This window comes from Halanaerobaculum tunisiense, from assembly GCF_054657635.1.
On sequence record NZ_BAAHYI010000013.1, the window covers coordinates 42024 to 66565 of the forward strand.

The window sequence follows — 24542 nt, forward strand, 5'->3', positions numbered from 1 at the left end:
TTTATTCATCATCCATCTCAATAGCATTGACTGGACATTCATAAGCACAAATCCCACAACCTTTACAATGGTCATAATCAAATCCTGTAACTTCCTCATCCTCTGATACAACTGCAGAATCAGGGCAGAAAATCCAACACAAATGACAATTAATACATTTGTCATTATTTAAAAGAGGTCGCTTAGTTCTCCAACCGCCAGTTTTATACTTTTTAGCGTTACCAGCTTCTAAGATTAAACCACCTTTAGGTATATCTTTATAACCATCTCCTGCTTCAACCATTACTTAGCCACCTCCTTATAAGCCCGTTCAATTGCTGCAAGATTTTTATCAACCACTTCAGGCTTATGAGCAAACTTCTTCTCTAACTCAACCTTAATTTGGTTTAAGAAGTCTTCAAAAGATAATAAATCAGTAGCTTTCATCAAACCACCTAACATAGGTGTATTAGGATATGGTCTACCAATTTCTTTATTGGCTACACCATAAGCATCTACTGTCCAGACCTCACCTGCAAAATCGAATTTGTCTTTGATAGTACCTGCCTCTTTTTCAGTATTAACTACAATTACCCCGTCCTCAGGAACACCCGCAGTTACATCTACTACATCCAATAATGTCGGATCTAAGATAGCTACAATACTAGGTTCCGTAACTTGACAATGAACTGTAATTTCATCCCCACTAATTCTGTTATATGCTAATACTGGAGCACCCATTCGCTCTGGGCCGTATTCAGGAAAAGCCTGAATATGCTTACCAGTCTTAGCAGCAACTTTACCTAATAAAATAGAAGCAGTCTTAGCCCCTTGTCCACCTCTTCCATGCCAACGAATTTCAGTTAAACTTGCCATCTATGCTCCTCCTTTCATAAAAGCTAAGATAATCTTTTATTATTACTTTCACCTTATTGAATAATTAATTTGTAATTGCTATAAACAATATATTTCAGAAAATGACTCTTACATGATACTCCCATCAACATCCTGGTGATAATACTCAGTATTAGGATATAGTATCAGTTATAAAATTAGCCCGGATTAGGATAATATAAGGGGGAGTTTCGAGAGTGAAGATCCTTCATTCAAACCAACACACCATGTGTCTGTCAGGACACTAGGGTATCTATGCCCTTTGAAAGCAGGATATTGACTGAATGGTAAAGGACTGAAATATATTATGAAAATAAAACAATTTATTATTGGTAAAAATCCTTTATTCAACAATCTATATTACTTTATCTAATATAAGTTAATTTTGCTTATCTTTTTTCTTTTTTAGTAAATATGCATGTTTACTTTCTGCTGCCTTGAGTATATAAGTTGCATAATCCACTAATTCAGGATCAGATACAGAATTAAAATACTTCCGAGCATTATTAAGCTCTTCTTGAGTTTCCATTATCTCTTCTTCTAAACTATCATCTGTTCCTGGAGGTAAATTAGAAGTGTTTAATACTCTATCTATAATTTCAAAAGTCATAATATCCTCCCCATTTTCATTAATTATAAGAATAACCTATATATAGCATATCCTTATCAAATAAAAAATATTAGTTTATATTTATTAGCTAAATGGAGTAGGACCAGCCTCACAACTGGGATCCCTCTACAAACATCGCAGACGGTTCTCTCGTAAACTGCTTTCCGTTCCATTGCCCCATTACAGGAAGTAGGTCATAGTAACCTACCAATCTTCCACACAATAATTTGGATTTATCCTGACTCGGACCAACTATCATCACTACTATGATACTATCTGACTTCTGATATGGTGGATCGTCATGATTATTATGCTCCTCTGGTTTATCTTTTATTCAGGACTGCTACACGCCTCAAACTATTCAGATTCCACCTCACAGTAGACACCCTGTTACTGTGAGTACCGACACAACTAAAACAGCATAGACAGAATTTTCACCTGCTATTCTCATAATTTACAGAGCACACCATAAAAAAAAGCAGTGGGGATATCCCCACTGCTTTACTAAATCTAATTTGAAATTATTATTCTTCGTCAGAGTAATCCATTGCAGCATAACGTTGATACATTTTCCAACGTTCTTTTGCTTGTTCTATATTAGCTTCAAGTAACTCATCAGCTTCTTCTGAATTAATTTTATTCAATTGAGAATAACGTCTTTCATTCTGTAAGAAATCATGATACTTATCCCAATTAGGTTCATCACAATCAATTTGGAACGGATTCTTACCTTCTTCTGCTAAGGAAGGATCAAATCTGAATGTTGGCCAATATCCACATTCAGTAGCTAACTCAGCTTGTTTATGACCTTTATTTAATCCACCTTTAATTCTATGATTAATACATGGTGAATAAGCAATAATAATTGATGGACCATCATGTGCTTCAGCTTCTACCATGGCTTTTAATACTTGAGATTGACTTGCACCATGAGAAACTTGAGCTACATATACATCACCATAAGTCATAGCCATAGCAGCTAAGTCTTTCTTCTTACCATCTTTACCAGAAGCAGTAAAGGCAGCAATAGAACCGGCTTGAGAAGCTTTAGAAGATTGACCTCCTGTATTAGAATAAACTTGTGTATCTACTACTAAGATATTAACATCTTCACCGCTAGCAATTACATGGTCTAAGCCACCATAACCGATGTCATAAGCCCATCCATCGCCACCGATCATCCAGTTAGATTGTTTTACTATATAATCTTGAAGATCTAATAACTTCTTAGCTTCTTCACAAGAAGTATCTTCTAATGCAGAAACCAATTTAGGCTTCAATTCCTTAATCTTCTCTCCATTATTACGATTTTCAATCCATTCATTAAATAAATCTTGTAATTCAGAATCTACTTCATCCTTCGTGTTAACCATAATATCTTCTATTCTATCACGAATAGTTTCAGAAGCAATTCTCATACCAAATCCAAATTCAGCATTATCCTCAAATAATGAATTTGCCCATGCAGGCCCTCTACCATCTTCGTCTTTAGTAAATGGTGTTGCTGGATAAGAGCCTCCATAAATTGAAGAACATCCAGTTGCATTAGCAATTGTCATTCTATCTCCAAATAATTGAGTAATTAATTTAACATATGGAGTTTCTCCACAACCAGCACAAGCTCCAGAGAATTCAAATAATGGTTTAGCAAATTGTGAAGCTTTAACATTATTTGATGATAATTTATCATCTTTATATGATACTTCATTATATATATACTCTGCTTTATCTGCTTCACCAGCATCAATAGCTTCTTTGATTGGTACCATTTCTAATGCTTTTTCTGGAGCAGGACATCTTTCAACACAAACCCCACAACCAGTACAATCTAATGGTGAAACTTGTAGACGATATTCTACTTCATCTCCATCTACGTCAATACCAATCGGCTTAATAGTTTCAATCTCTTCAGAAACGTCAGCTATCTCCTCTTCATCCATTAGGAATGGTCTGATTGATGCATGAGAGCAGGCAAAAGAACATTGATTACATTGAATACAATTATCTGCATTCCATTGTGGAACAAAGTTAGCAACACCACGCTTTTCACAAGCAGCAGTACCATTTTCCATTGTACCATCTTCATAACCTTCAAATGCAGATACTGGTAAATCATAACCTTCAATTGCATTAATTGGTTCAGCAATCTCTTCAACAAATTCTTTACAATTTTCATCTGTACAATTTTTCTCTATAACTTCTTTATCTTCATTACTTTCTTCTACTTCTAAATCAGCCCAAGCTGGATCAACTGCAATCTCTACTAATTCTTCAGCACCTTTATCAATAGCTTCCCAGTTCATATCCACAATTTCTTGACCTTTACGTCCGTATGCTTTCTTAGCATATTCTTTCATTAGCTTTTGAGCTTTATCATAAGGCAAAATCTGCTCATTTAATTTAAAGAATGCAGATTGTATAATAGTATTTATTCTATGACCTAATCCAATATCTTGAGCTAAACTAAGTGCATCAATAATATAGAAATTAGCATCTTTTTCAGCTAATTTTTTCTTAACACTATTAGGCATATTTTCTACAATTTCTTCAGCATCACTAACTGTATTTAATAAGAATGTTCCACCGTCTCTTAAACCACTTAACATATCATACTTACCTAAATATGAATCAGCAGAACAAGCTACAAAGTCTGGATTGGATACTAAATAAGTAGAACGAATTGGTTCTGGACCAAATCTTAAGTTAGAACGAGTTACACCACCAGACTTCTTAGAGTCATAAGCAAAGTAACCTTGTGCATATAAATCAGTATTATCTCCAATAATCTTAATTGTATTTTTATTAGCACCTACAGTACCATCTGATCCTAAACCAAAGAATAATAATTCTGTAACTTCATCAGATAATACATTAACCTCTTCCTCAACAGGTAAAGATAAATTAGTTACATCATCTTCAATACCTATTGTAAAGTTATCTTTAGCTTCTCCTGCTAAGTTATCATATACAGCAATGATTTGAGCAGGGTTAGTATCTTTAGAAGATAATCCATAACGTCCACCAACAACTACTGGAGTATCTTCTTGGTCATAAAAGACTGATTTAACATCTAAGTATAATGGTTCTCCTTCAGAACCAGGTTCTTTTGTTCTATCTAAAACAGCAATTCTTTCTACAGATTCTGGTAACTGATCAAGAAAATATTTAGTACTAAATGGACGATATAAGTGAACAGTCATTAATCCTACTTTACGTCCCTGATCTAATAAATAATCAACTGTTTCTTCAATAGTTTCAGTTACTGATCCCATTGCAACAATAATATCAGTTGCATCTTCTGCCCCATAATATGTAAATGGAGCATAATCACGGCCAGTCTCTTCAGAAATTTCCTCCATATAATCTGCAACAATGTCAGGTAATTTTTCATAATATTTATTTTGAGCTTCTCGAGATTGGAAATATACATCATCATTTTGAGCTGATCCACGAGTCACTGGATGTTCAGGATTTAAAGCATCATCTCTAAACTCTTGAACAGCTTCTCTATCTAATAATCGATCGTATACATCATAATCCATTACTTCAACCTTTTGAATTTCATGAGAAGTTCTGAAACCATCAAAGTAATGAATGAACGGAATACTTCCTTCAATTGCAGCTAGATGTGCAACTCCACCTAAATCCATAACTTCTTGTACTGACCCACTTGCTAACATAGCACAACCAGTCTGACGAGCAGCCATTACATCTTGGTGATCACCAAAGATTGATAATGCCTGTGAAGCTATTGATCTAGAAGCTACATGAGCAACTCCTGGTAATAATTCTCCAGCTATCTTATATAAGTTAGGAACTTTTAATAATAAACCTTGAGAAGCAGTATAAGTAGTAGTTAAAGCACCAGCTTGCAAAGAACCATGTACCGTACCAGCAGCACCTGCTTCTGATTGCATTTCTACAACATTAACTGGTCGTCCAAATAAATTTTCTTTACCTTCTGAAGCCCATAAGTCAACATACTCTGCCATCGGAGATGATGGTGTAATAGGATAAATACCAGCTACTTCAGTAAATGGATAAGACGTATATGCAGCAGCTTGGTTTCCATCCATAGTTTTCATTTCTTTACTCATTTTTTCCCTCCTATTTATTTACTATATTTTAAATCTATGCATTTTTAGTATACTACAACTAATATAAGTAGTCAAGATTTTGAAACAGTTATTTATAAATTTAAAAAACAAAAAAAGCCACAACAATGTGGCTAAATTTCTTGTCTTCCCTCTAAAGCTTTAGATAAAGTAACTTCATCAGCATATTCTAAATCCCCACCAACTGGTAGACCATGAGCAATCCTTGTTACTTTCACTTCAAAAGGCTTTAGAAGTTTAGAAATATACATTGCTGTAGCTTCTCCTTCAACATTAGGATCAGAAGCTAAAATGATTTCTGTTACCTCCTGGTCTTCCTCTTGCAGTCTAGTTAATAACCCCTTAATTTTAATATCGTCAGGGCCAACTCCATCCATAGGAGATATAGAGCCATGGAGTACATGATACAACCCCTTATACTCCCCAGTTTTCTCCATAGCTACAATATCTTCTACCTTTTCTACCACACAAATGGTTTCTCGATTACGTTGGGAATCACTACAAATAGGACACGGATCATCTTGAGTTAAATTATGACAGATTGAACAATAAGTTAGATTCTCTTGGACTTCTAAAATTGAATCAGCTAGATCATTAGCTGCCTCAGGTTCCATCTTAAGAATATAAAATGCTAATCTTTGAGCGGTTTTAGTACCAATCCCTGGTAATTTAGTCAATTGACCAATTAGTTGAGATAATGGTTGAGCGTAATAGTCCATTACTTAAGCCCCTTAAAACATACCAGGCAGATCCATACCACCAGTTAATTGTCCCATTTTTTGGTCTACCATCTCTTGCATTTCTCTCATTGCTTCATTAGTAGCTGCTAAAATCAAGTCTTCTAACATCTCAGCATCATCTGGGTCTACAGCATCAGGGTCGATATCAATATCGACAACTTCCTGGTTCCCATTAACTGTTACTGTTACTACTCCGCCTCCAGCAGAAGCATCTAACGTCTCATCAGCTAACTCCTCTTGCATATCACTCATTTTACTCTGCATCTTTTGTGCTTGCTTCATCATCTTTTGCATATCCATAAGTTACGCCTCCTTATATAAATTTAATTCACAGACTCGACCTGAACAACTTCACCAGCAAACTTCTCTACTGCTTCTTTAACCACAGGATGATCTAATACTTCTTCTTTTGACTTAGACTCCTGTTTCTCTTCCTGATTATTATTTCTAGAAAAATCATACTTAACCTGCAAATTAACCCCTAAAAATTTATTTAAAATCTTTCGGAGAGTACTTTTTCCCTTTTTTAACGTTTCTTTATAAAAATCACTCTTTTTTTCTAACCCAATAACTAACTGTTTATGCTCTAGACTAACTAAAATAGTGTTATGTTTGAGTACTGAATGTAAGGTCATAATCTGTTGTTCCTTTAAGTAATCCAGTACTTGGTCCCAGTGCTGTTGGACTTGCTCTAAAGTTAATTCTGCCTCTGGAGCAGTTGATGATTCAGAGCTTTCAGAGCTATCCTGCTGCTTCTCTTGTACCTTCTCCTGAGTAGTATCTTCTGGGGTAGATTTCTCTGTTGCAGAATCTAGTTTCTGCTCTGTTAGTTCTGTACCTTGGTTACTTGTATCTTGGTTACCCGTCTGTTGGTTAGTAACTAACTTTTCTTGCTCTACTATATCCTCTAAGTGAGTTAACCTATCTAAAACTGTATCCCAGGACTTATCTGTATTACGCTTGATCAACTTAACTAGTCCCATCTCTAAAACAACTCTAGGTTGAGTGGTATCTTTTAATTTATAATCCAGTTCATTTAAAATCTCAATCCACCGCAATAATTGCCGAATCCGCAATTTAGTAGCTTGTTGTTGTAAGTGCTCTTTAGTATCAGCAGTAAAATCAACTAATTTATCAGCCCCACTACATTCTTTAATCAGTAATAAATTTCGGAGATGATAAATTAAATCATTGATAAACTGGCGGATATCCTTACCTTGATCAATAACCTCAGTTACTAATTCTAGCCCTTCTTCTACTTGTTGGTGGTGCATAATGGCTGTTAAATCAAATAAAATATCTTTATCCACCATCCCTAACACAGAAGCTACATCATCACCAGTAACTTTGGCTCCACTAAAGGAAATCGTCTGGTCTAGAATACTGATTGCATCTCTCATACCACCTTCAGCATTCCGAGCAATAGCTGTTAAAGCAGCTAGAGAAAATTCAATTTCTTCTTGCTTACAGATATAAGCTAATCTTTGTTTAATATCGGGAATTGATAATCTACTAAAATCAAAACGTTGACAGCGAGATAAAATAGTAGGTAATAGCTTATGTGGTTCAGTAGTAGCCAAAATAAAGATCACATAATCTGGTGGCTCTTCTAGAGTCTTTAGGAGAGCATTAAAAGCCTCAGTAGTTAACATATGTACTTCATCTATAATATATACTTTATAATTGCCTTCAGTAGGAGAAAACTTTACTTTTTCTCGTAACTCACGAATCTCATCAATTCCGCGATTAGAAGCTGCATCAATCTCAATAACATCAATTGAGTTATTATTGGTGATTTTATTACACACTTCACACTTGTTACAAGGACTTACAGTTGGCCCTTCAACACAGTTTAAAGCTTTAGATAATATTTTAGCTGTGCTTGTTTTCCCGGTTCCTCTGGGCCCGCAAAATAAATAAGCATGAGCAATTCGATTCATTTGAATTGCATTTTGTAACGTCCGAACTACATTTTGCTGTCCAGCAATATCAGAGAAATCCTGTGGTCTCCATTTACGATAAAGTGAAACATAGGACATTTATATATTACCTCCAGCTAATTAATTAGTCAAGAATGAGGGTAAGATCAAGGTCAAGTTTGAGATTGAGTATAAGGTTAAGATCAAGTAAATAATTACCCAATCTCAAACTTAAACTTAGACTTAAACTTAATCTCAAACCCAAGCTGAACTCTAAACCAACCCTAAAATACTAATGGCCGTGCATCTACCTGCACCTATTTCCTCTAAGCGTTACTTAAACAGTTAACTCGGATCAGGTACCCCTACGGCACACGAAGACATTTGCTTACCGCTGCTTCCTTCCGGATCTGACGGGATTAGCAACGCTTCGTTGCGTAGGACCCAATCGTCAACGCCACTTGCTTAAGCCAGACCTTACAAGTAATAGGCTAAGGCAAACTTCAACCCCGCTAAGCGGATTGCGGGTTACAGGGCACCGCTACCACCCCGTTTAGCACGACCAGATCTATATAAAGGCAACTAGCCTTTATTACTATTTCATTTTTTCATCATCTCTACTTTTAAATAATAACATATCTATCATCAAAAGTCAACAACCAAATTATGGCAAATGCAGTTAAAATAAAAAGATAATCTTTGATTTAAGGGCGGAGAGGGAGGGATTCGAACCCTCGAAGGGCGTTAAAACCCTTACTCGCTTTCCAGGCGGGCTCCTTAAGCCAGACTCGGACACCTCTCCTCAATTCTTCAATTAGTTTAAGCTTAAGGTTAAGTTCCAGCTTATTAGGCCCTTAAACTCAATCTTAAACTTAAACTACATCAAAAATCATCTAAGTTGTTTAAAAAAATCCTTCATCAATTGACTACATTCTTCCTTTAAAACTCCAGATTTAACACTTAATTTATGATTTAATTTATCATTATCTACAATATTAAAAATGCTACCTGCTGCTCCACCTTTAGGGTCCCTAGCACCATAAACCAGTTGCTCAACTCGAGACTGGACTAGAGTTCCAGCACACATAGAACATGGCTCAATAGTAACATATAAGCTACAATTTATTAAACGCCAACTAGCAAGTGCTTGAGCTGCTTTTTTAACAACTAATACCTCAGCATGAGCTGTAGGATCCTGTAATCTTTCCTTCAAATTATGGGCTTTAGCTACAACTTCTTTGTCCTTGACTATTACAGCACCAATTGGAACTTCTTCTTTAGCAAAAGCCTTTTTCGCTTCCTCTAAAGCTAATCGCATATAATCTTGATCAGTATTCATAACTTATCTCCTATTAATTAAAATGGCGTGCTCGGGAGGAGTCGAACCCCCAACCTTCTGATCCGTAGTCAGACGCTCTATCCAATTGAGCTACGAGCACAGATTGGCGGAGAGGGGGAGATTCGAACCCCCGCTAGGGCGTTGAAGCCCTACTACAGGTTTAGCAAACCCGCCCCTTCAGCCACTTGGGTACCTCTCCGCGGTATTTAGTTGACAGTGTATAGTTTACAATTTACAGTTGAATTCAAAACTAAATCAAATAATAAAAAGACTTTAAAGCTTGAGTAACTGCTAAATCAGGTTTTATGGTTGACTTAATCTTAAACTCAATCTCAAACTATTTATTAATTATTTTAACTGTCAATTATCAATTATTAACTGTAAATTGTTATTGGCGGAGGGGGTGGGATTTGAACCCACGGTACGCAGAACGTACAGCAGATTTCAAGTCTGCCACCATAAGCCGGACTCGGACACCCCTCCACAATGACGCTTAATAATTATATGATATTTTAAGATTTTTGTCAAGAAAAATCCTCAAGTTCTTTTTTCTCTTATCAAGCGACAGTTAACATTCTAGCATAATATTATCAGTAAGTCAAATTCCTAATTATGTAAATTTAAATACTAAACCCGGCTTATAACCGAAATGATCGGTGATTCTTCTTTATTTTTCCATAAAAATCATTCTTGCTTCCGAATTAATCGGAAAAATTCGAAAATATTATTGACTACCCTCGGCTCAGTAATTATAATTTAATTAGATGTAAAAATATTGAAAGGGTGGTAAGAATGGGGATAGGAGTTAACGTCTCTTACTGTGGCTGGGATTCAGGATATGACACCTGTAAAATAATCACCAACCAAATGAAAGACTCAAACCAAGCACCTTTAACCTTTCCTAGTTTGGCTAAAAAAAGAAGTGCTAACATTATTGATAAGAAAGAATTAGGAATCAACCATGGTTTTTCTAAAGAACGAATGTTAATAGAAGTCGAAGACGGAGATAACAACTGGTATGACTTCATGGTTGGGGATTACATAATTAACCAGTTAGAAAAAGGAGGTTATAATTATGAAGCAAACAAATATCAATCACAAGAAGAACTAGCTAAATTATTAGCTGGTTTATCCACTTTATATCCTAATGCTAATAGAATTCATATTGACCAATTGGTAACTGGATTACCGATTCAACACCACAGAGATCATAAACAAAAAATGAAAGAAAGATTTGAGGGAGAATTTAAAGCTAGAATAACTAATCAAAAGGGAAAGAAAGTTACTATCTACTATACAATTGATGATATTGTAGTAATTCCCCAAGCTGCTGGGGCATTACTATATTATCTCAACCAGAATGATAGCTCAGATATAATGCAGAACAAAATTGCTATTATTGACGTTGGCGGTAGAACAACAGATGGACTAGCCTATAATTGTGGCGAGATAATTGATGAATCCCCTTTTAGTTCAGATATTGGGATATCCAATGTCTTTAGATCAATTAGTACAAGCCTCAATATAGATGAAAACTTGATTCGAAATGCAGTAATCAATAACCAAGATACTATAACTTATAACCAAGAAGAAAAGTCAATTAGAGATATAGTAGATAACTGCTATCAAAATCTAGCTAGAGAAATATTTAAAACTACTAGAAATGAATGGCGCGATTTTATCAGCTTAATCAACCAAATATTAATTGTAGGAGGAGGCGGAAGTTTTTTAAAATCATATCTTAAAGAAGAATTTGGTAAAATAGGAATTGAAATTATTCCTAATCCGCAACTAGCAAATGTTCTAGGTTATTTATTGCGAGCGGAAACCATTTATAATAAGAAGCAAAACGAGGGGTAGATACTATGACTAAGGAATTCAAACTGCGGATAGATGTTACTTTTTCCAGTAAAAATATGCCTGATGAAACATTAAACTGGCTAAAAAATGAGTATTATAACCACGCAGGCAATAAAGCAGATTTCATCAGAAAATTAGTTACCTCTTTATATAGATACGAAACAGGTACTATTGCAAAAGAAAATAAAGAGGAATTAAAAGAGGAAGTATTATGTTATGTAATCCAAAAACTCAAGTTAGAAGAAGTAACAACTAATAATCAACAAGATACCGAAGAACAATTAGTTAATGAAGTTTCTGAAGAACAAGCTAAAACTCAAGATATGATAATTGAACAACTAGACCACATTTAATATCAACTGGGCCAACATTAATGTTGGCCCAGTAATCTATTATATAAACTTATATCATTATCTGCTCTTCTGTTCTATCATAAGCTCTTTCATAAATCTCTTCTACTATCTGGTCAATCTCTTCTTGGTTCATTGTAGCTAATTCTTCTTGGTCTCTTGAGCCTGACTAATCAATTGATCAACTATCTTTTGCGCAGCAGATCTTTCCTCGACTTGTTCTTCTTTAAGTTTATATTTTTATTATTTATTTAACAATTAGATTCACCTTGTTGAATAATTAAATTATTAAGTAATCTTATTTTTTTATAATGAGAATTATTGATATAAAGTGGCACTTTCGTGCCACTTTATATCAGCTATCAGCTGTCTGCAAATGGTTTTTATTACGGAAGGTCTGTTTTCTAGACCTGTAGGGTGTGTCGTGAGCAGATCTTCACGAAGAGTCCAAAGGACTCGTAGGAAGTCAAATTCTTCAATTCAAAACCATAGATATAGTTCAGCCCTTTAGAATATAGGAATTATAAGGGTTAGGTTTTGAATTTGAATGTTTTGAATTGGCTGACAGCACACAGCACACGACTGACGACTGTGTCACCTGCGGTGACACAATATATCAATTATGTTCCATTTTTTAATTAAAATCAGTAGCAAAGTTACTTTTTCAACAACCTAAATTAGATTAAAAAAGAGAGCTAAATCCTACTTCTTAACAATTGTTCTTTTTTTCACATTTCTTATAAAAAGTATTATTTATTATCTTCAATTAAATAATAGCGAAGATTTAGTTTGTCAATAACAATTTTGAAAGAATATCAATTATTCATCTTCTATCTGATAAGAGAGTCGCAATAATCCTTCAGTTAAATGCTCATTTTCTATATTTACATGTTGAGGAGCTTTAAGATCAACTGGAGCAAAGTTCCAGATTCCTGTTATGCCCCCTCTAATCATCATATTAGCTACCTCTTGAGCTGCTTTTTCTGGGACAGCTATAATACCTAATTTAATCTCCTGCCCTCTAATATAATCCTCTAAGTGTTGAACATCTTTAACCTCTAAACCATCGATTTTCAAACCTATTAAGTGGGGATTAATATCAAAAATAGCTGATAAATAAAACCCTCTTCGGTCAAAATCAGTCGAATTAACTAAAGCTTGACCTAAATTACCAACTCCTACTAATACCATATCACTCTTTTGGTCAATCCCCATAATCTTAGCTAAAGCCTGATGTAGATTAGCTATATTATAACCATAACCTTGTTGACCAAAATTGCCAAAATAATTTAAATCCTGACGTAGCTGCGGTGCAGAAACGCCTACAATCTCGCCTAATTCTTGCGATGATATGCGTTCTACACCATCATTTACTAATTTCTCTAAAGCCCGATAATACTTAGGTAACCGCTTGATTACAGCAGTAGGAACAACAATGGACTCTCCTTCTTCAGCAACCATTTATCACTTGCCTCCTTATTAATCATGACGATGAAATTCTTCTGCCCCTAATTCATCTATTATTTGTTGAGCCGTCTTATTCTCTACAGATTCCTTGGTTGTAGCCTGAGCACCAAAATCATTAACTTCTTTAGTCGTTACTTTACTATCCATCAAAGCACCAGGACCACCTACACAACCACCTGTACAACCCATACCTTCAATAAAGCAATTTTCATACTGACCAGCTTGGGCCAACCTTAAAGTCTGTAGACATTCCGCAAGACCTTCTGTTTTAATCGTAGCAAACTCTCGGTTAGGATCTATTTTGTCTGCCGTACTAGTAACGGCCTTAACTAAACCACCTGTGCGAGCAAAAGTCCTTCCGTCAGCAGAAGCTTCTCTAAACTCAACAGCTGGCTCAACATCAACTAAATTAATTCCGGCCCCTACAAATATAGAACCTAACTCTTCAAAAGTCAATACATTATCAATTGTATCATAAGCTATAGCTTCATTTTTTTTAGCAATACAAGGGCCAATAAAGACTATATTAGCTTCAGGTTTTTGGGCCTGTAATGCTTTAGCTGTAGCTATCATAGGAGATACTGTACTGGATGCTTTCTCAATAAGTCCTGGAAACTCCTGCTTGAGCAAAGTTAAAAAGGAAGGACAACAGGAAGTAGTTAAGTAATCCTGCTTAGCAGGCAACTTATCCAATAACTCCTTTGTCTCTTCAATAGTTACAATATCCGCTCCCAGAGCTACTTCATGCACTCCAGTAAATCCTAACTCAGTCAATCCAGTTTTTATCTGAGCTGGACTTACCTCAGCACCAAACTGCCCCACAAAAGAAGGAGCTAAAATAGCAATTGTCTCTGTCTCTTGTAGCGCTTTAATAGTCTGGACAACCTGTGATTTATAAGTAATAGCTCCAAAAGGGCAACCTTGAATACAAGAACCACAAGCGACACAATTATCTTGATCAATATTAGCACGACGCTGATTATTAGCTGTAATAGCATCAACACCACAAGCAGATTCACAAGGACGAGTCATCTCTAAAATAGCATTATAAGAACAAGACTGTTTACATAAACCACATTCTACACATTTATCCTGATCAATATAAGCTCGATTCTGGACAATCACAATAGCATCTTGGGGACAAGTATTCATACAACTATGATCAACACAGTTACGACAAGCGTCACTGACTCTATACTTATCCAAAGGACAGCGATTACAAGCAATATCTAAAACATTAACTATAGGTTCAGTTACTTCTTCTTGAGTTAGTGCCTCTCTTGCTATCTCAGTCAGATCATCTACTTTCTGATTAGGTGCTACACCTAAAGCTGATTTAATTCTATCTTTAACAATTGCTCGTTCTTTATGCACACAACACCGATAACCCAAACCCTCTTCGGGAATAATATCCTTAGGTAATTGATTGATATCTTCTTCTAATCTATTATCTAAAGCTAACTTAGCTATTCTCTTTAATACCTTACGTCTTAATTTAGTAATTTCTGATATGTCTTGAGCCATTATCCACCCTCCTTATAAATTTATTAGATCTTATTATTTAAGCTCAATATTAATCTCCAATTTAATCTGAATAATTCAATTCTGCTTTAATCAAATCAATTAAATCCTGGGGAATAGAAGGAGCTTGAATCCGACCTGCTAACTCAACTGCTGGAGCCTCTTCACATTCTTCCAGACAACTAACTGCTTCAATATCTAAATCAACTCCTTCTTTGACCTTAAATTCTTGGGCAATAGAAATCAATTTCTGGGCTCCCATCAAATGACAAGGCGTCCCTACACAAATCTTTAGTTTCATAATTCAGCCCTCCTTTTTAGTACCATTCTACTTCAACTGTCTTATTTCGTTTCTCTAGTAGCTTAACTAATTTATTCACAATCTGCTTTCTAATTGCCATCTCTTCAGGTAACTTAAGACTCTGGTGAGCTGGATTAACTGATTGCCCTACTAACAACCGCACATAATCACTCTTTAATAATAACCTTGCTAATCTAGTGGCTCCATCCTGTTGCTCTGGTAAATCTTCCTGACAGTGAGCATCATTCAATCGGTCTAAAGTTTTATTTAAAGTCAGTAATCCTTCAGTAACTAAATCAATTCCCTCTATCTTAGAAACAGGTGGAATCTCTTTCTCTTGATCATGATAAGTTAACTCAACCTCTAACTCAGCCCCAAGCTCTCTAGAAACAATCTGAGCTGTTGTCCCCCCACAAACTATTTTATTACTATCATCAGTAATCAATTCTTCGACTACTACTGGGTCATCTGTTTCGTCTTTAGGAGGCCCAGTAAATAAGGTAACCTGTCTTTGTGATCTATACTTAACTACAACAGCTGTAGTATCATCTCCAGGCTCCATACAATAATAGGCTTCACATAACTGCACTAATTTCTGAGCTATTTTATTACTACTATCGTATTTTGTAACGTAGTTTTGGAGATGGTCAGCTACTCCCTCCCGACCAAGACCAAAATTCAACAGGCCACCAATTCCTGCATGGACTACCCCATCGCTAACTAATATTATCATATCTCCAGGGTCCAACTTAAAATGAGCTTCTTTAATCTGCTTATCTGCCATCTGCCTCTCTTCCATCTCTATCTGAGAAATTTCATTTTGTTGGTTAATCAAAAAGGAAGTAGGATTATCAAGTTCTACTAGATAACACTGCCCATTATTAAATACTTGCAAAACAGATAAAGTAGAATAAGCCAATTCTCTATCCTGACAGACAGGTAAGGTATTAGTCATTGTCTCCACTACTTCTTCAATAGGAATCCCTCTTTCTAATAATCCACTAGCTATCTTAGTAGTCAAAGTGGATAAAATATTAGCTTTCACCCCACTGCCTAAGCCATCTGAAAGAGCTATAATTGTTGATTCGCTATTACTTACTATCTCTACCTTATCACCACATAACTCTTCTCCCGCTTTAGAAATACGAGCAGCACCAGTTTCTACATGCATCACTACCGTTCCTCCTCCTTCATTAACTCTGTAACTTCATGTAGAATAGCTTTCGTTTCTGAAGTAGACTCCCCTAACAGACCAGCAATCTCTTGGGCTACTTTCATCTGTTTGTTGATTACAGCATTAGCTTTTTCTAAGGTAGTCTCCTTCATCTGAGCTACCTTCTCTCTGTGTTTTTCCTTTTTAGTAACATCAGTCAAGATGCCTACTATTAATTCATAATCAGGCAATGGAAAAATAGACTCTTCTACTACCACATCATATTGTTCATATTCAACCTTTTTTTGGGAGATACAATGTTTAGTCTCCCAGACTTCTACAAAATCTGCCGGGTCAATATAACTATATAACTTATTTCCAATTGGAAATTCCTCTTTTCGATTAAATAACTGATAAGCTTGCGGATTAAACTTTTGGATAATCATATTCTTATCCACAACAATAATTGCATCAGGAGAGGATTCAACGATTAAATCAGCTAGTGACTCTGACTTTCCTTTCATATAAGGAATACACATTCTAATCTCAGCTAATCCTTGGTAGACAGCAATAGCTTTCTCCCGACAAGAATCATAACCACATCCGCCACAATCCAATTCATCTTCTGGAGTAAATTTCCCAAGCTGAGATAAAATTAATCTAATCTGATTTTCTGTTGGTTTATCAGCTTCAGGTTTTCGATTACTATAACTACAAGATAAATCAATTTCTAATTCTGTTGCTGTAGCTTCCTGACTAGTTTTATTTTGAGTATAATCAATAATCTGCTTTCGACGAGCAGTTACTCCTAAGGAAGAAGAAAAACCTGGACCATTAATACAACCTCCAGTACAAGCCATAGCTTCAATAAACTGCGGGCTAATCTCACCAGCAGATAAATCATGAAATGTATTAATACATTCTTCTAATCCTGAAATTGATAAAATTTTATTATTAAAACTCGATTCTAGCTGAGCAGCCTTTAAAACACCACTTTCCACTGGGAAAGCAGCTGACCAAGAAGTAACTGATTTATTAAAGGAAACTGCGTCTAAGTTAGCAGCAGTTAGATCTTTGTTAGTTAGTAATTGCTGTAGTTGCTCAAAAGTAATAGCTACATCAATAGCTCCCTCTGAACTAGCCCAAGTTATTTCATCAAGTTTAGCAATACAAGGGCCAATAAAGACCACTTCAACATCATCATAGCGTTGCTTGATTGATTTTCCATGAGCTACCATAGGAGACACAACAGGAGCTAAATAAGGAATTAATTTAGGATAATGCTTTTCTATCAGATTAACTACAGCGGGACAACAACCTGAAATCAGTGGTTTATCTCGATTAGCTACTAGATCATTATAATACTTAGCTACTACATTAGCTCCTATAGCCGTCTCTTCTACAGCAAAAAAACCTAATTCCTGTAAGGCAGCTACTACCTGTCCTGGCTGACAATCAAAAGCAGCCACAAAAGAAGGAGCTATACTAGCTACTAGTTTCTTGTCAGTTAGACCAACTTCTAATTGAGTTAATTGATTAGTAACTTCTTTAGCATTTTGAGGACAGACTTCAATACATTGACCACAATAAATACAGCGATCAGTTACTATTTCCGCCTGTCCTCCTTGATTCGCAATTGCTTTCAAAGAACAATTTCTAATACATCTATGGCAATCTTTACAATCTGATTCGCTAAGCTGAATAATACTCATTTAAATCTCCCCTTTAAGTTGGGACTTAAAAATATCAGTTATATTATCTGGCGTAACATTAGTTACTACTTGATCATCGAATTTAACCACTACTCCTGACTTACAACCCTCTGTACACTTACCTGTACAAAAAGAAGCACTTAAATCAATCTCTAATTCTTCGTAGTTGTTGACTAACTGCTTTAATTTTTCTATTACCTGCGGCGCTCCTTTTAAATGGCAACTACTCCCAACACAAACTACAATTTTTTTCATGTTACCAACCCTTTTGTGATTTTTTTAACAATAACTGCAAAAAATAAACTGCTAGACCAACTATTTCTTAGTATTATACTACCATACTTAATATTCATTTACAACCCTGAAGTTAAAAGAGATAATTTTTAAAAAGTTAATAATTATTGATATAAAGTGGCACGAAAGTGCCACTTTATATCAGCTATCTGTCGTCTGCTATGTGTCGTGAGCCAAGTCAAATTCTTTAATTCAAAATCATAAACTTAATTAAACCTCTGAAAACATAGTAATCTTAAAAGACTAGACCTTGAATTTAAAGGTTTTGAATTAGCTGATAGCTCATAGCAGATAGCTGACGACTGTGTCACCTCTGGTGACACAATATATCAATTATATTTTATCCTCTCCAAAAAATAAAAAAACATCCCGATTTGGGATAATAATTGGCGGAGAGGGGGAGATTCGAACCCCCGCTAGAGCGTTGAAGCCCTACTACAGGTTTAGCAAACCCGCCCCTTCAGCCACTTGGGTACCTCTCCACGTTATTTAGTTGAGAATTGACAATGGACAATTTAGAGTTAAATTCAAATAATTTAAATTTTATTATTTATTTGTCCTTAATTGTCAATTATCAATTATTAATTGCAAATTGTTATTGGCGGAGGGGGTGGGATTTGAACCCACGGTACGCAGAACGTACAGCAGATTTCAAGTCTGCCACCATAAGCCGGACTCGGACACCCCTCCAAATTACAGCACTTATTATTATAAACTATTTTCACTAGCTTGTCAAGAAAAAAACAAAGTCAACTGCTATTAACAGCTGACTTCTAATTATCTTTATTAACTATTAGCAGTAATCTTCTCTTGTCCGCCCATATAAGGCTGTAATACTTCCGGAATAGTAATACTACCATCCGGATTTTGATAATTCTCCATAATTGCTGCTACTGTTCTCCCAATTGCTAAACCAGATCCATTTAAAGTATGCACGTGTTGTGCTTTAGCTTCTGGCTCAGGTCTATACCTAATGTTGGCCCTTCTGGCTTGGAAATCTTCAAAATTACTACAAGAAGAGATTTCCCGATAAGTATCATAACTAGGCATCCAGACTTCTAGATCATATTTTTTAGCAGCAGTAAATCCTAAATCTCCAGTACACATATCCATCACGCGATAAGGAAGTTCTAACTTCTGTAAAATAGTTTCTGCATTCTCAACTAATCTTTCTAACTCCTGATAAGAGTCCTCGGGCTCTACAAATTTAACCATTTCTACTTTATTAAATTGATGTTGGCGGATAATACCTCTAGTATCCCGACCGTGAGCTCCTGCTTCAGCTCTAAAACAAGCACTGTAGGCTACATGATAAATCGGCAATTCGTCTGTACCTAAAATCTGATCTCGGTACATATTAGTTACTGGCACTTCAGCAGTAGGAATCAGATAATAATCTGTATCCTCAACCTTAAAAGCATCTTCTGCAAATTTAGGTAGCTGTCCTGTGCTTAACATACTATCTTCATGGACCATAAAAGGAGGAAATACTTCATCATAATTATGTTCTTGAGTATGAATATCAATCATAAACGAGATTAGAGCTCGTTCTAATTTTGCTGCAGCCCCTTTTAAGAAGGTAAATCTAGATCCAGATACTTTAGATCCTCGTTCAAAATCCAAAATATCAAGTTCTGTCCCTAAATCCCAATGAGCTTGAGGTGCAAAATCAAATTCTGGTGGTGTCCCCCACTTCCGATTACAGACATTATCAGATTCATCTTCCCCTACAGGAACATCTGGATGAGGAATATTAGGAATTTGGAGCATAATCTCCTGTAAACGTTGGTTATACTCTTTTACCTGTCCTTCTAATTCTGTAATCTGATCAGCAACTTGGCCCATCCGTTGAATTATCTCTTCTGCTTCTTCATCTTTCCCCTCTCTTTTTAACTGACCAATCTTGGCTGATTCTTCATTTCTTTGCTGTTGTAATTCTTCTACTTCTTGGATTAACTCCCGCCTCTTATTATCAACTTCGCTAAATTCTTCAATAGGAGCTTCAGTACCTCGCTGATCTAAAACTTTTTTAATTAATTCAATATTATCTCTAACAAATTCTAAATCTAACATCATTGCCCTCCTTTATAATTTAACTAATTATCTAGAGTTAACACACTAATATCTAACATTCCATCTATCGTTAATAATTCCTGTTTTAAACTTTGACTAATATCTTGATCAATATTTAATACCATAGTAGCAGTTCCTTGTTCGTTACGACCTAACTGCATACTTCCAATATTAACTTGATTACTACCTAGTAAAGTTCCTACCTTACCTACTACCCCAGGCTGATCTTGGTGGTTAGTAACTAACAAGGTTCCTTGAGGAACTACATCAACTTCATAATCATTAACTTGGACTATCCGTAGCTGTTGATCATGGAAGACAGCACCTGCTAATTTCTTAACTCCTAGTTCACTCTCTACTTTAAGAGTAACTAGGCTAGAGTAGTCTTTACTAGTAGATCTTTTAGTTTCAGAAATCTTTATTCCTCTTTTTTGAGCAATCATCTCTGCATTTACACTATTAACTTCTTCATCTAAAATAGGATTTAGTAACCCTTGTAAGACTCCGTTAGTTACTGGCTCTAGATCATATTCCGCAATCTCCCCTTCGTAAACTATTTCTAAATCTACTATCCGTTCTTCATTCCACTCAGAATAAAAAGCACCTAACTTTTCCCCTAAATTAATATAAGGTTTTATCTGAGCTAACTCCTCTGGTTGTAATCTAGAAATATTTAATGGAGTTCGGGGTTGTTGATCATTTAAGACCATTAACGCCTGTTCAGCAGCTTCAATAGCTACATTATCCATAGCTGCTACTGTCGTACCACCTAAATGCGGCGCAACAGTTACTCTTTCCTCAAATTTAAATAAATTATAATCTTCTCCTGGTGGTTCTTCTTCATGGACATCCAGTCCAGCCGCTGCTACTTTACCAGATTCAATTGCTGTAGCTAAATCAAACCGATCCACACACCCACCACGAGCTGCATTAACAATCCTAACTCCATCTTTCATTTGAGCAAATGTCTCTTCATTAAGCAGATGATCAGTCTCATCAGTTAGTGGCGTATGGATAGTGATATAGTCTGCTTGCTGATATAACTCTTCTTTACTAACTAACTCTACTCCTAACTTAGCTCCTCTCTCTTCCGGAATATAGGGATCATTAGCTATAACTTGCATATTAAAAGCTTTAGCTCTTTTAGCTACCGCTCCTCCTACTCTACCTAAACCAATAATTCCTAAGGTCTTTTGATTTAATTCTACGCCCATATACTTATTTCTTTCCCAGTTTCCAGCTCGAACTGACTTATTTGCAGGAACAGTATTCCGAGAAATAGCTAACATTAAATTCATTGTTTGCTCAGCTGCTGAAATAGTATTCTCTCCAGGAGTATTTAAAACTACAATACCTCGCTGAGAAGCAGCCTCTACGTCGATGTTATCATACCCAGATCCTGCTCTAGCAATCACCTGCAAATTGTCAGCCTGACTTAAAACTTCCTCATTTAGTGGAGTCATACTCCGCAAAATAATTCCGTCATACTTGCCAATCTCTTCTAGCAATTCTTCGTAAGACAATTCTGTATTATAAGTAACCTCTACTCCATTCTCCTCTAGTAAGTCTAAACCTGCTTGAGAAACTGGATCACTAGCTAATACTTTCATTATCTTCTCTCCTCCTTAAATACTTGTTGGACTGCCTGCAGACCTGCTCCTAATTCCACATCTACTCCCGCTTGACTCAAAACTAACTCTAAAGCAGAAATAGTGGATAAGACATCAGTCCGACTAACATTACCTAAGTGGCCAATTCTAAAGTAATCTCCTTTTAATTTTCCTTTACTACCAGTAATATAAACATTATGTTCTTCTTTTAACCTCTGATTTAAAGTGCTATATTCTATACCACTTGGTACTTTAATAGCTGTTACAGTCTTAGAAGCAATCTCTTCCTCAGTAACTAATAAGTCTAATCCTAGAGCTTTAGCTCCAGTTCTAATAGCTTTAGTAACTAGCCGGTGGCGTTGAAATACATTTTCTAATCCTTCCTCTTGGATCTCAGCTAATACTTCTCGTAAGACATATAAAGTAGAAACAGCTGGTGTAGAAGGAGTCTGACTATCGCGATCATAACGATCTTTAGCCCGTTTAAAATCCCAATAAAACTTAGGCAAATCGGATTTTTCTCTTGCTGCCAAAGCCTTAGGACTAACACTAACTAAACATAAACCGGGAGGAGTCATTAATGCTTTCTGGGAAGAAGTAACAACTACATCAGCTCCCCACTGATCAGTCTTTAATTCAATCCCGCCTAAAGAACTTACTGCATCAACTAATAATAAACAATCATGTTCAGTAGCTAATTCACCAATTAGTTGGGGATGATTGATAACTCCAGTCGAAGTTTCATTATGAGTCATTAAAATAGCTTTAATATTATTGTCTTGTTCCAATTTTTCTCTAACTGAATCTGGATCAACTGCCGTCCCCCAAGGAAACTCTATCTGGTCTACATTAATACCATACCGCTCTGCTATTGTGGCATATCTATCTCCAAAAGCTCCAGTAGATAAAGACAACACTTTATCACCTTCTGATAAAGTGTTAGCAATTGAAGCCTCTAATCCTCCAGTACCTGAGCAAGTTAAAACTAAAACATCATTTTCTGTCTGAAAGACATATTTTAAACCAGCAGTCACCTCTTCTATTAACTCATCACATTCTGGTTCACGATGACCAATTACCTTTTGCGCTCCTGCCTGGCGAGCTTTCTCCGGTACAGGAGTTGGCCCAGGTAACATTAAAGTTCTCTTTTCCTTCATTCTTTCCACTCCCTTCTCACTACTAAAAATACTATCCCAAATAAAAAAATCTCCTCCATAACAATCTCCACTGGATTGCTAGGGACGAGAGGTCTCGCGTTACCACCCTACTTGATCATAGGATCCGCTTTACTGATGATAACGGTATCAAACCGGTATAGCTTGAATTCACTAACCACTCCTAGATGGATTCAACCCCCTCTTACATCGACTTTCAGCAGCTGTCGATTCTCTAAGATAAGAAGTGAGTCTACTATTTCTATTCCTTGTGTTTACCAATTTTTAATTTTATTCCATAATCAGTTTATGATTTATTATACAGTATTATTAGTTATAATTCAAGCACAGACTTTAATAATCCAACTCTAGTTTTGCTTTCTTAGCAGGAGCAACATATTTATAAAGCAGATTAGAAGTTTGCGGCGTAATAGAATTCATTTTCTCTGATAGAACCTGATCTGATACCAAGTAACTTATTATTTGATTAGCTGAACCGAGTAACCGGTCAATTGGTGATTGCCGACCATAATGAACTAGATTAGGTTCTCCTTTAATATCTGCTAATTGAGCAGCTTTATCAACTGCATCATAAAAGTTACCTAATTGATCAACTAAATCTAACTTTTGAGCTTGTTTTCCATCATAGATTCTACCATCAGCTATTTCTTTAACTTCTTCTTCAGGTAGATCCCTCCCAGCAACTATTATCTGTACAAAACGTTGATAAGCATTATTAATCATTTCTTGGAGGATCTTTTTTTCTTTCTGTGTCATATCTCGATTAGAGCTACCAATATCCTTATGAGGACCACTCTTTAAAGTAAGGTATTCAACTCCTAACTTATCATACATCTTTTCTAAATTAGCAAACTTCATTATCACACCAATACTACCTGTTATAGTATTGTGATTAGCATAAATCCTATCCGCAGCAGCTGAAATATAATAACCACCTGAAGCTGCCATATCCCCCATAGAAACTACTATTGGTTTAGAAGTTTCTTCTTTAAATTTCTGTAATTCACTATAAATTGCATCAGAGGCAGCTGAACTACCACCAGGAGTATTAACCCTCAGTAAAATTCCTTTTATATTCTCATTATCCTTAGCTTGATTAATCTGCTTCATAATTTGGTTAGAATTTGCTTGCGCTCCGCCTAAAATCCCACTACTACTACCAGCCATAATTGGCCCATTAACATTAATTACTGCAATACTATTTTTAGGTTCAGGTTGGTCACCAAGACTATTAATTATTAAATATCCTAGACCACCAATCGATAAAACGCCCACTAAAAGAAAAATAAATAAACCAACAGCTAAATACTTAAGATCAACCTTCATCTATTGTTGTAACCTCCTATTTTACTAATATTTAGGTTAACCAATAACTTAGTAATTTATAAATCCATTATATATAATTAAATAAAAAATAGTAATTTCCTGGT

At 35.7% G+C, this 24542-nt stretch carries 19 protein-coding genes, 6 tRNA genes, 1 other RNA gene, 1 pseudogene and 1 other annotated feature; of the genes and pseudogenes, 2 read left to right on the forward strand and 25 right to left on the reverse strand.

What is annotated here, in order from left to right; translation table 11 throughout:
• Position 1 precedes the first annotated feature (1 nt).
• The 13 genes from porD to ACYQ3D_RS10925 all read right to left on the reverse strand — a co-directional run bounded on the left by porD (position 2) and on the right by ACYQ3D_RS10925 (position 10079).
• On the reverse strand, positions 2–283 hold the full coding sequence (gene porD / locus ACYQ3D_RS10865) for a pyruvate synthase subunit PorD (protein WP_459838395.1): 282 nt from the start codon (positions 281–283) through the stop codon (positions 2–4).
• Entirely contained in the window at positions 283–855 is a 573-nt protein-coding gene (locus ACYQ3D_RS10870) for a 2-oxoacid:acceptor oxidoreductase family protein (protein WP_459838396.1), read from the reverse strand. Before ACYQ3D_RS10870 ends, porD begins: the two co-directional genes overlap by 1 nt.
• 397 nt (positions 856–1252) lie before the next feature.
• The gene (locus ACYQ3D_RS10875) at positions 1253–1483 is read right to left on the reverse strand and encodes a DUF2508 family protein (protein ID WP_459838397.1); all 231 of its coding nucleotides are present in this window, start codon (positions 1481–1483) and stop codon (positions 1253–1255) included.
• A gap of 524 nt (positions 1484–2007) precedes the next feature.
• A complete protein-coding gene (nifJ, locus tag ACYQ3D_RS10880; protein ID WP_459838398.1) occupies positions 2008–5580 on the reverse strand; it encodes a pyruvate:ferredoxin (flavodoxin) oxidoreductase in 3573 nt (1190 codons plus the stop codon).
• Between the two features lie 131 nt (positions 5581–5711).
• A complete protein-coding gene (recR, locus tag ACYQ3D_RS10885; RefSeq protein WP_459838399.1) occupies positions 5712–6317 on the reverse strand; it encodes a recombination mediator RecR in 606 nt (201 codons plus the stop codon).
• A 12-nt stretch (positions 6318–6329) separates the two neighbouring features.
• Positions 6330–6638: a YbaB/EbfC family nucleoid-associated protein gene (locus ACYQ3D_RS10890; RefSeq protein ID WP_459838400.1), complete on the reverse strand. Its 309-nt coding sequence runs from the start codon at positions 6636–6638 to the stop codon at positions 6330–6332.
• 23 nt (positions 6639–6661) lie between these two features.
• The gene (gene dnaX / locus ACYQ3D_RS10895) at positions 6662–8377 is read right to left on the reverse strand and encodes a DNA polymerase III subunit gamma/tau (RefSeq protein ID WP_459838401.1); all 1716 of its coding nucleotides are present in this window, start codon (positions 8375–8377) and stop codon (positions 6662–6664) included.
• Positions 8378–8556: 179 nt separating this feature from the next.
• An RNA gene (gene ffs, locus ACYQ3D_RS10900) (signal recognition particle sRNA large type) lies at positions 8557–8819 on the reverse strand.
• Positions 8820–8968: 149 nt separating this feature from the next.
• Positions 8969–9059: transfer RNA gene (locus ACYQ3D_RS10905), tRNA-Ser, on the reverse strand.
• A gap of 87 nt (positions 9060–9146) precedes the next feature.
• Positions 9147–9596 carry a tRNA adenosine(34) deaminase TadA gene (gene tadA, locus ACYQ3D_RS10910; RefSeq protein ID WP_459838402.1) on the reverse strand — a complete coding sequence of 150 codons (450 nt, stop codon included), beginning with the start codon at positions 9594–9596 and terminating at the stop codon, positions 9147–9149.
• 23 nt (positions 9597–9619) lie between these two features.
• Positions 9620–9696 (reverse strand) — tRNA-Arg (locus ACYQ3D_RS10915).
• 4 nt (positions 9697–9700) lie between these two features.
• Positions 9701–9795 (reverse strand) — tRNA-Ser (locus ACYQ3D_RS10920).
• Between the two features lie 193 nt (positions 9796–9988).
• Positions 9989–10079 (reverse strand) — tRNA-Ser (locus ACYQ3D_RS10925).
• A gap of 309 nt (positions 10080–10388) precedes the next feature.
• On the opposite strand from ACYQ3D_RS10925, the gene ACYQ3D_RS10930 reads away from it, so the two are divergent.
• Both ACYQ3D_RS10930 and ACYQ3D_RS10935 read left to right on the forward strand, forming a co-directional pair.
• Positions 10389–11456: a ParM/StbA family protein gene (locus ACYQ3D_RS10930; RefSeq protein ID WP_459838403.1), complete on the forward strand. Its 1068-nt coding sequence runs from the start codon at positions 10389–10391 to the stop codon at positions 11454–11456.
• Positions 11457–11461: 5 nt separating this feature from the next.
• Positions 11462–11809 carry a hypothetical protein gene (locus tag ACYQ3D_RS10935; protein ID WP_459838404.1) on the forward strand — a complete coding sequence of 116 codons (348 nt, stop codon included), beginning with the start codon at positions 11462–11464 and terminating at the stop codon, positions 11807–11809.
• An 816-nt stretch (positions 11810–12625) separates the two neighbouring features.
• On the opposite strand, the gene ACYQ3D_RS10940 is transcribed toward ACYQ3D_RS10935, so the two are convergent.
• The 12 genes and pseudogenes from ACYQ3D_RS10940 to sppA all read right to left on the reverse strand — a co-directional run bounded on the left by ACYQ3D_RS10940 (position 12626) and on the right by sppA (position 24438).
• The gene (locus ACYQ3D_RS10940) at positions 12626–13267 is read right to left on the reverse strand and encodes a redox-sensing transcriptional repressor Rex (protein WP_459838405.1); all 642 of its coding nucleotides are present in this window, start codon (positions 13265–13267) and stop codon (positions 12626–12628) included.
• Positions 13268–13285: 18 nt separating this feature from the next.
• Positions 13286–14797, reverse strand: coding sequence for a 4Fe-4S dicluster domain-containing protein (locus ACYQ3D_RS10945; RefSeq protein ID WP_459838406.1), 1512 nt, complete (start codon positions 14795–14797; stop codon positions 13286–13288).
• A gap of 61 nt (positions 14798–14858) precedes the next feature.
• Positions 14859–15095, reverse strand: coding sequence for an NAD(P)H-dependent oxidoreductase subunit E (locus ACYQ3D_RS10950; RefSeq protein ID WP_459838407.1), 237 nt, complete (start codon positions 15093–15095; stop codon positions 14859–14861).
• Between the two features lie 16 nt (positions 15096–15111).
• Positions 15112–16266: a SpoIIE family protein phosphatase gene (locus ACYQ3D_RS10955; RefSeq protein ID WP_459838415.1), complete on the reverse strand. Its 1155-nt coding sequence runs from the start codon at positions 16264–16266 to the stop codon at positions 15112–15114.
• Positions 16267–16268: 2 nt separating this feature from the next.
• Positions 16269–17960 (reverse strand): [Fe-Fe] hydrogenase large subunit C-terminal domain-containing protein, encoded by a 1692-nt coding sequence (locus tag ACYQ3D_RS10960; protein WP_459838408.1) that lies wholly within the window; start codon positions 17958–17960, stop codon positions 16269–16271.
• A pseudogene (locus tag ACYQ3D_RS10965) lies at positions 17961–18218 on the reverse strand ((2Fe-2S) ferredoxin domain-containing protein); the annotation flags it as partial. It lies immediately after the preceding gene.
• A gap of 423 nt (positions 18219–18641) precedes the next feature.
• A tRNA-Ser gene (locus ACYQ3D_RS10970) sits at positions 18642–18736 on the reverse strand.
• A 117-nt stretch (positions 18737–18853) separates the two neighbouring features.
• A tRNA-Ser gene (locus ACYQ3D_RS10975) sits at positions 18854–18944 on the reverse strand.
• A 96-nt stretch (positions 18945–19040) separates the two neighbouring features.
• Positions 19041–20327: a serine--tRNA ligase gene (gene serS, locus ACYQ3D_RS10980; RefSeq protein WP_459838409.1), complete on the reverse strand. Its 1287-nt coding sequence runs from the start codon at positions 20325–20327 to the stop codon at positions 19041–19043.
• A 23-nt stretch (positions 20328–20350) separates the two neighbouring features.
• The gene (serA, locus tag ACYQ3D_RS10985; protein WP_459838410.1) at positions 20351–21937 is read right to left on the reverse strand and encodes a phosphoglycerate dehydrogenase; all 1587 of its coding nucleotides are present in this window, start codon (positions 21935–21937) and stop codon (positions 20351–20353) included.
• Positions 21937–23094, reverse strand: a complete 1158-nt coding sequence (locus tag ACYQ3D_RS10990; protein ID WP_459838411.1) for a pyridoxal-phosphate-dependent aminotransferase family protein — start codon at positions 23092–23094, stop codon at positions 21937–21939. Before ACYQ3D_RS10990 ends, serA begins: the two co-directional genes overlap by 1 nt.
• Before the next feature lie 77 nt (positions 23095–23171).
• Positions 23172–23370: a binding site (T-box leader), on the reverse strand.
• A gap of 75 nt (positions 23371–23445) precedes the next feature.
• Positions 23446–24438 carry a signal peptide peptidase SppA gene (gene sppA / locus ACYQ3D_RS10995; RefSeq protein ID WP_459838412.1) on the reverse strand — a complete coding sequence of 331 codons (993 nt, stop codon included), beginning with the start codon at positions 24436–24438 and terminating at the stop codon, positions 23446–23448.
• Between the last annotated feature and the right edge of the window lie 104 nt (positions 24439–24542).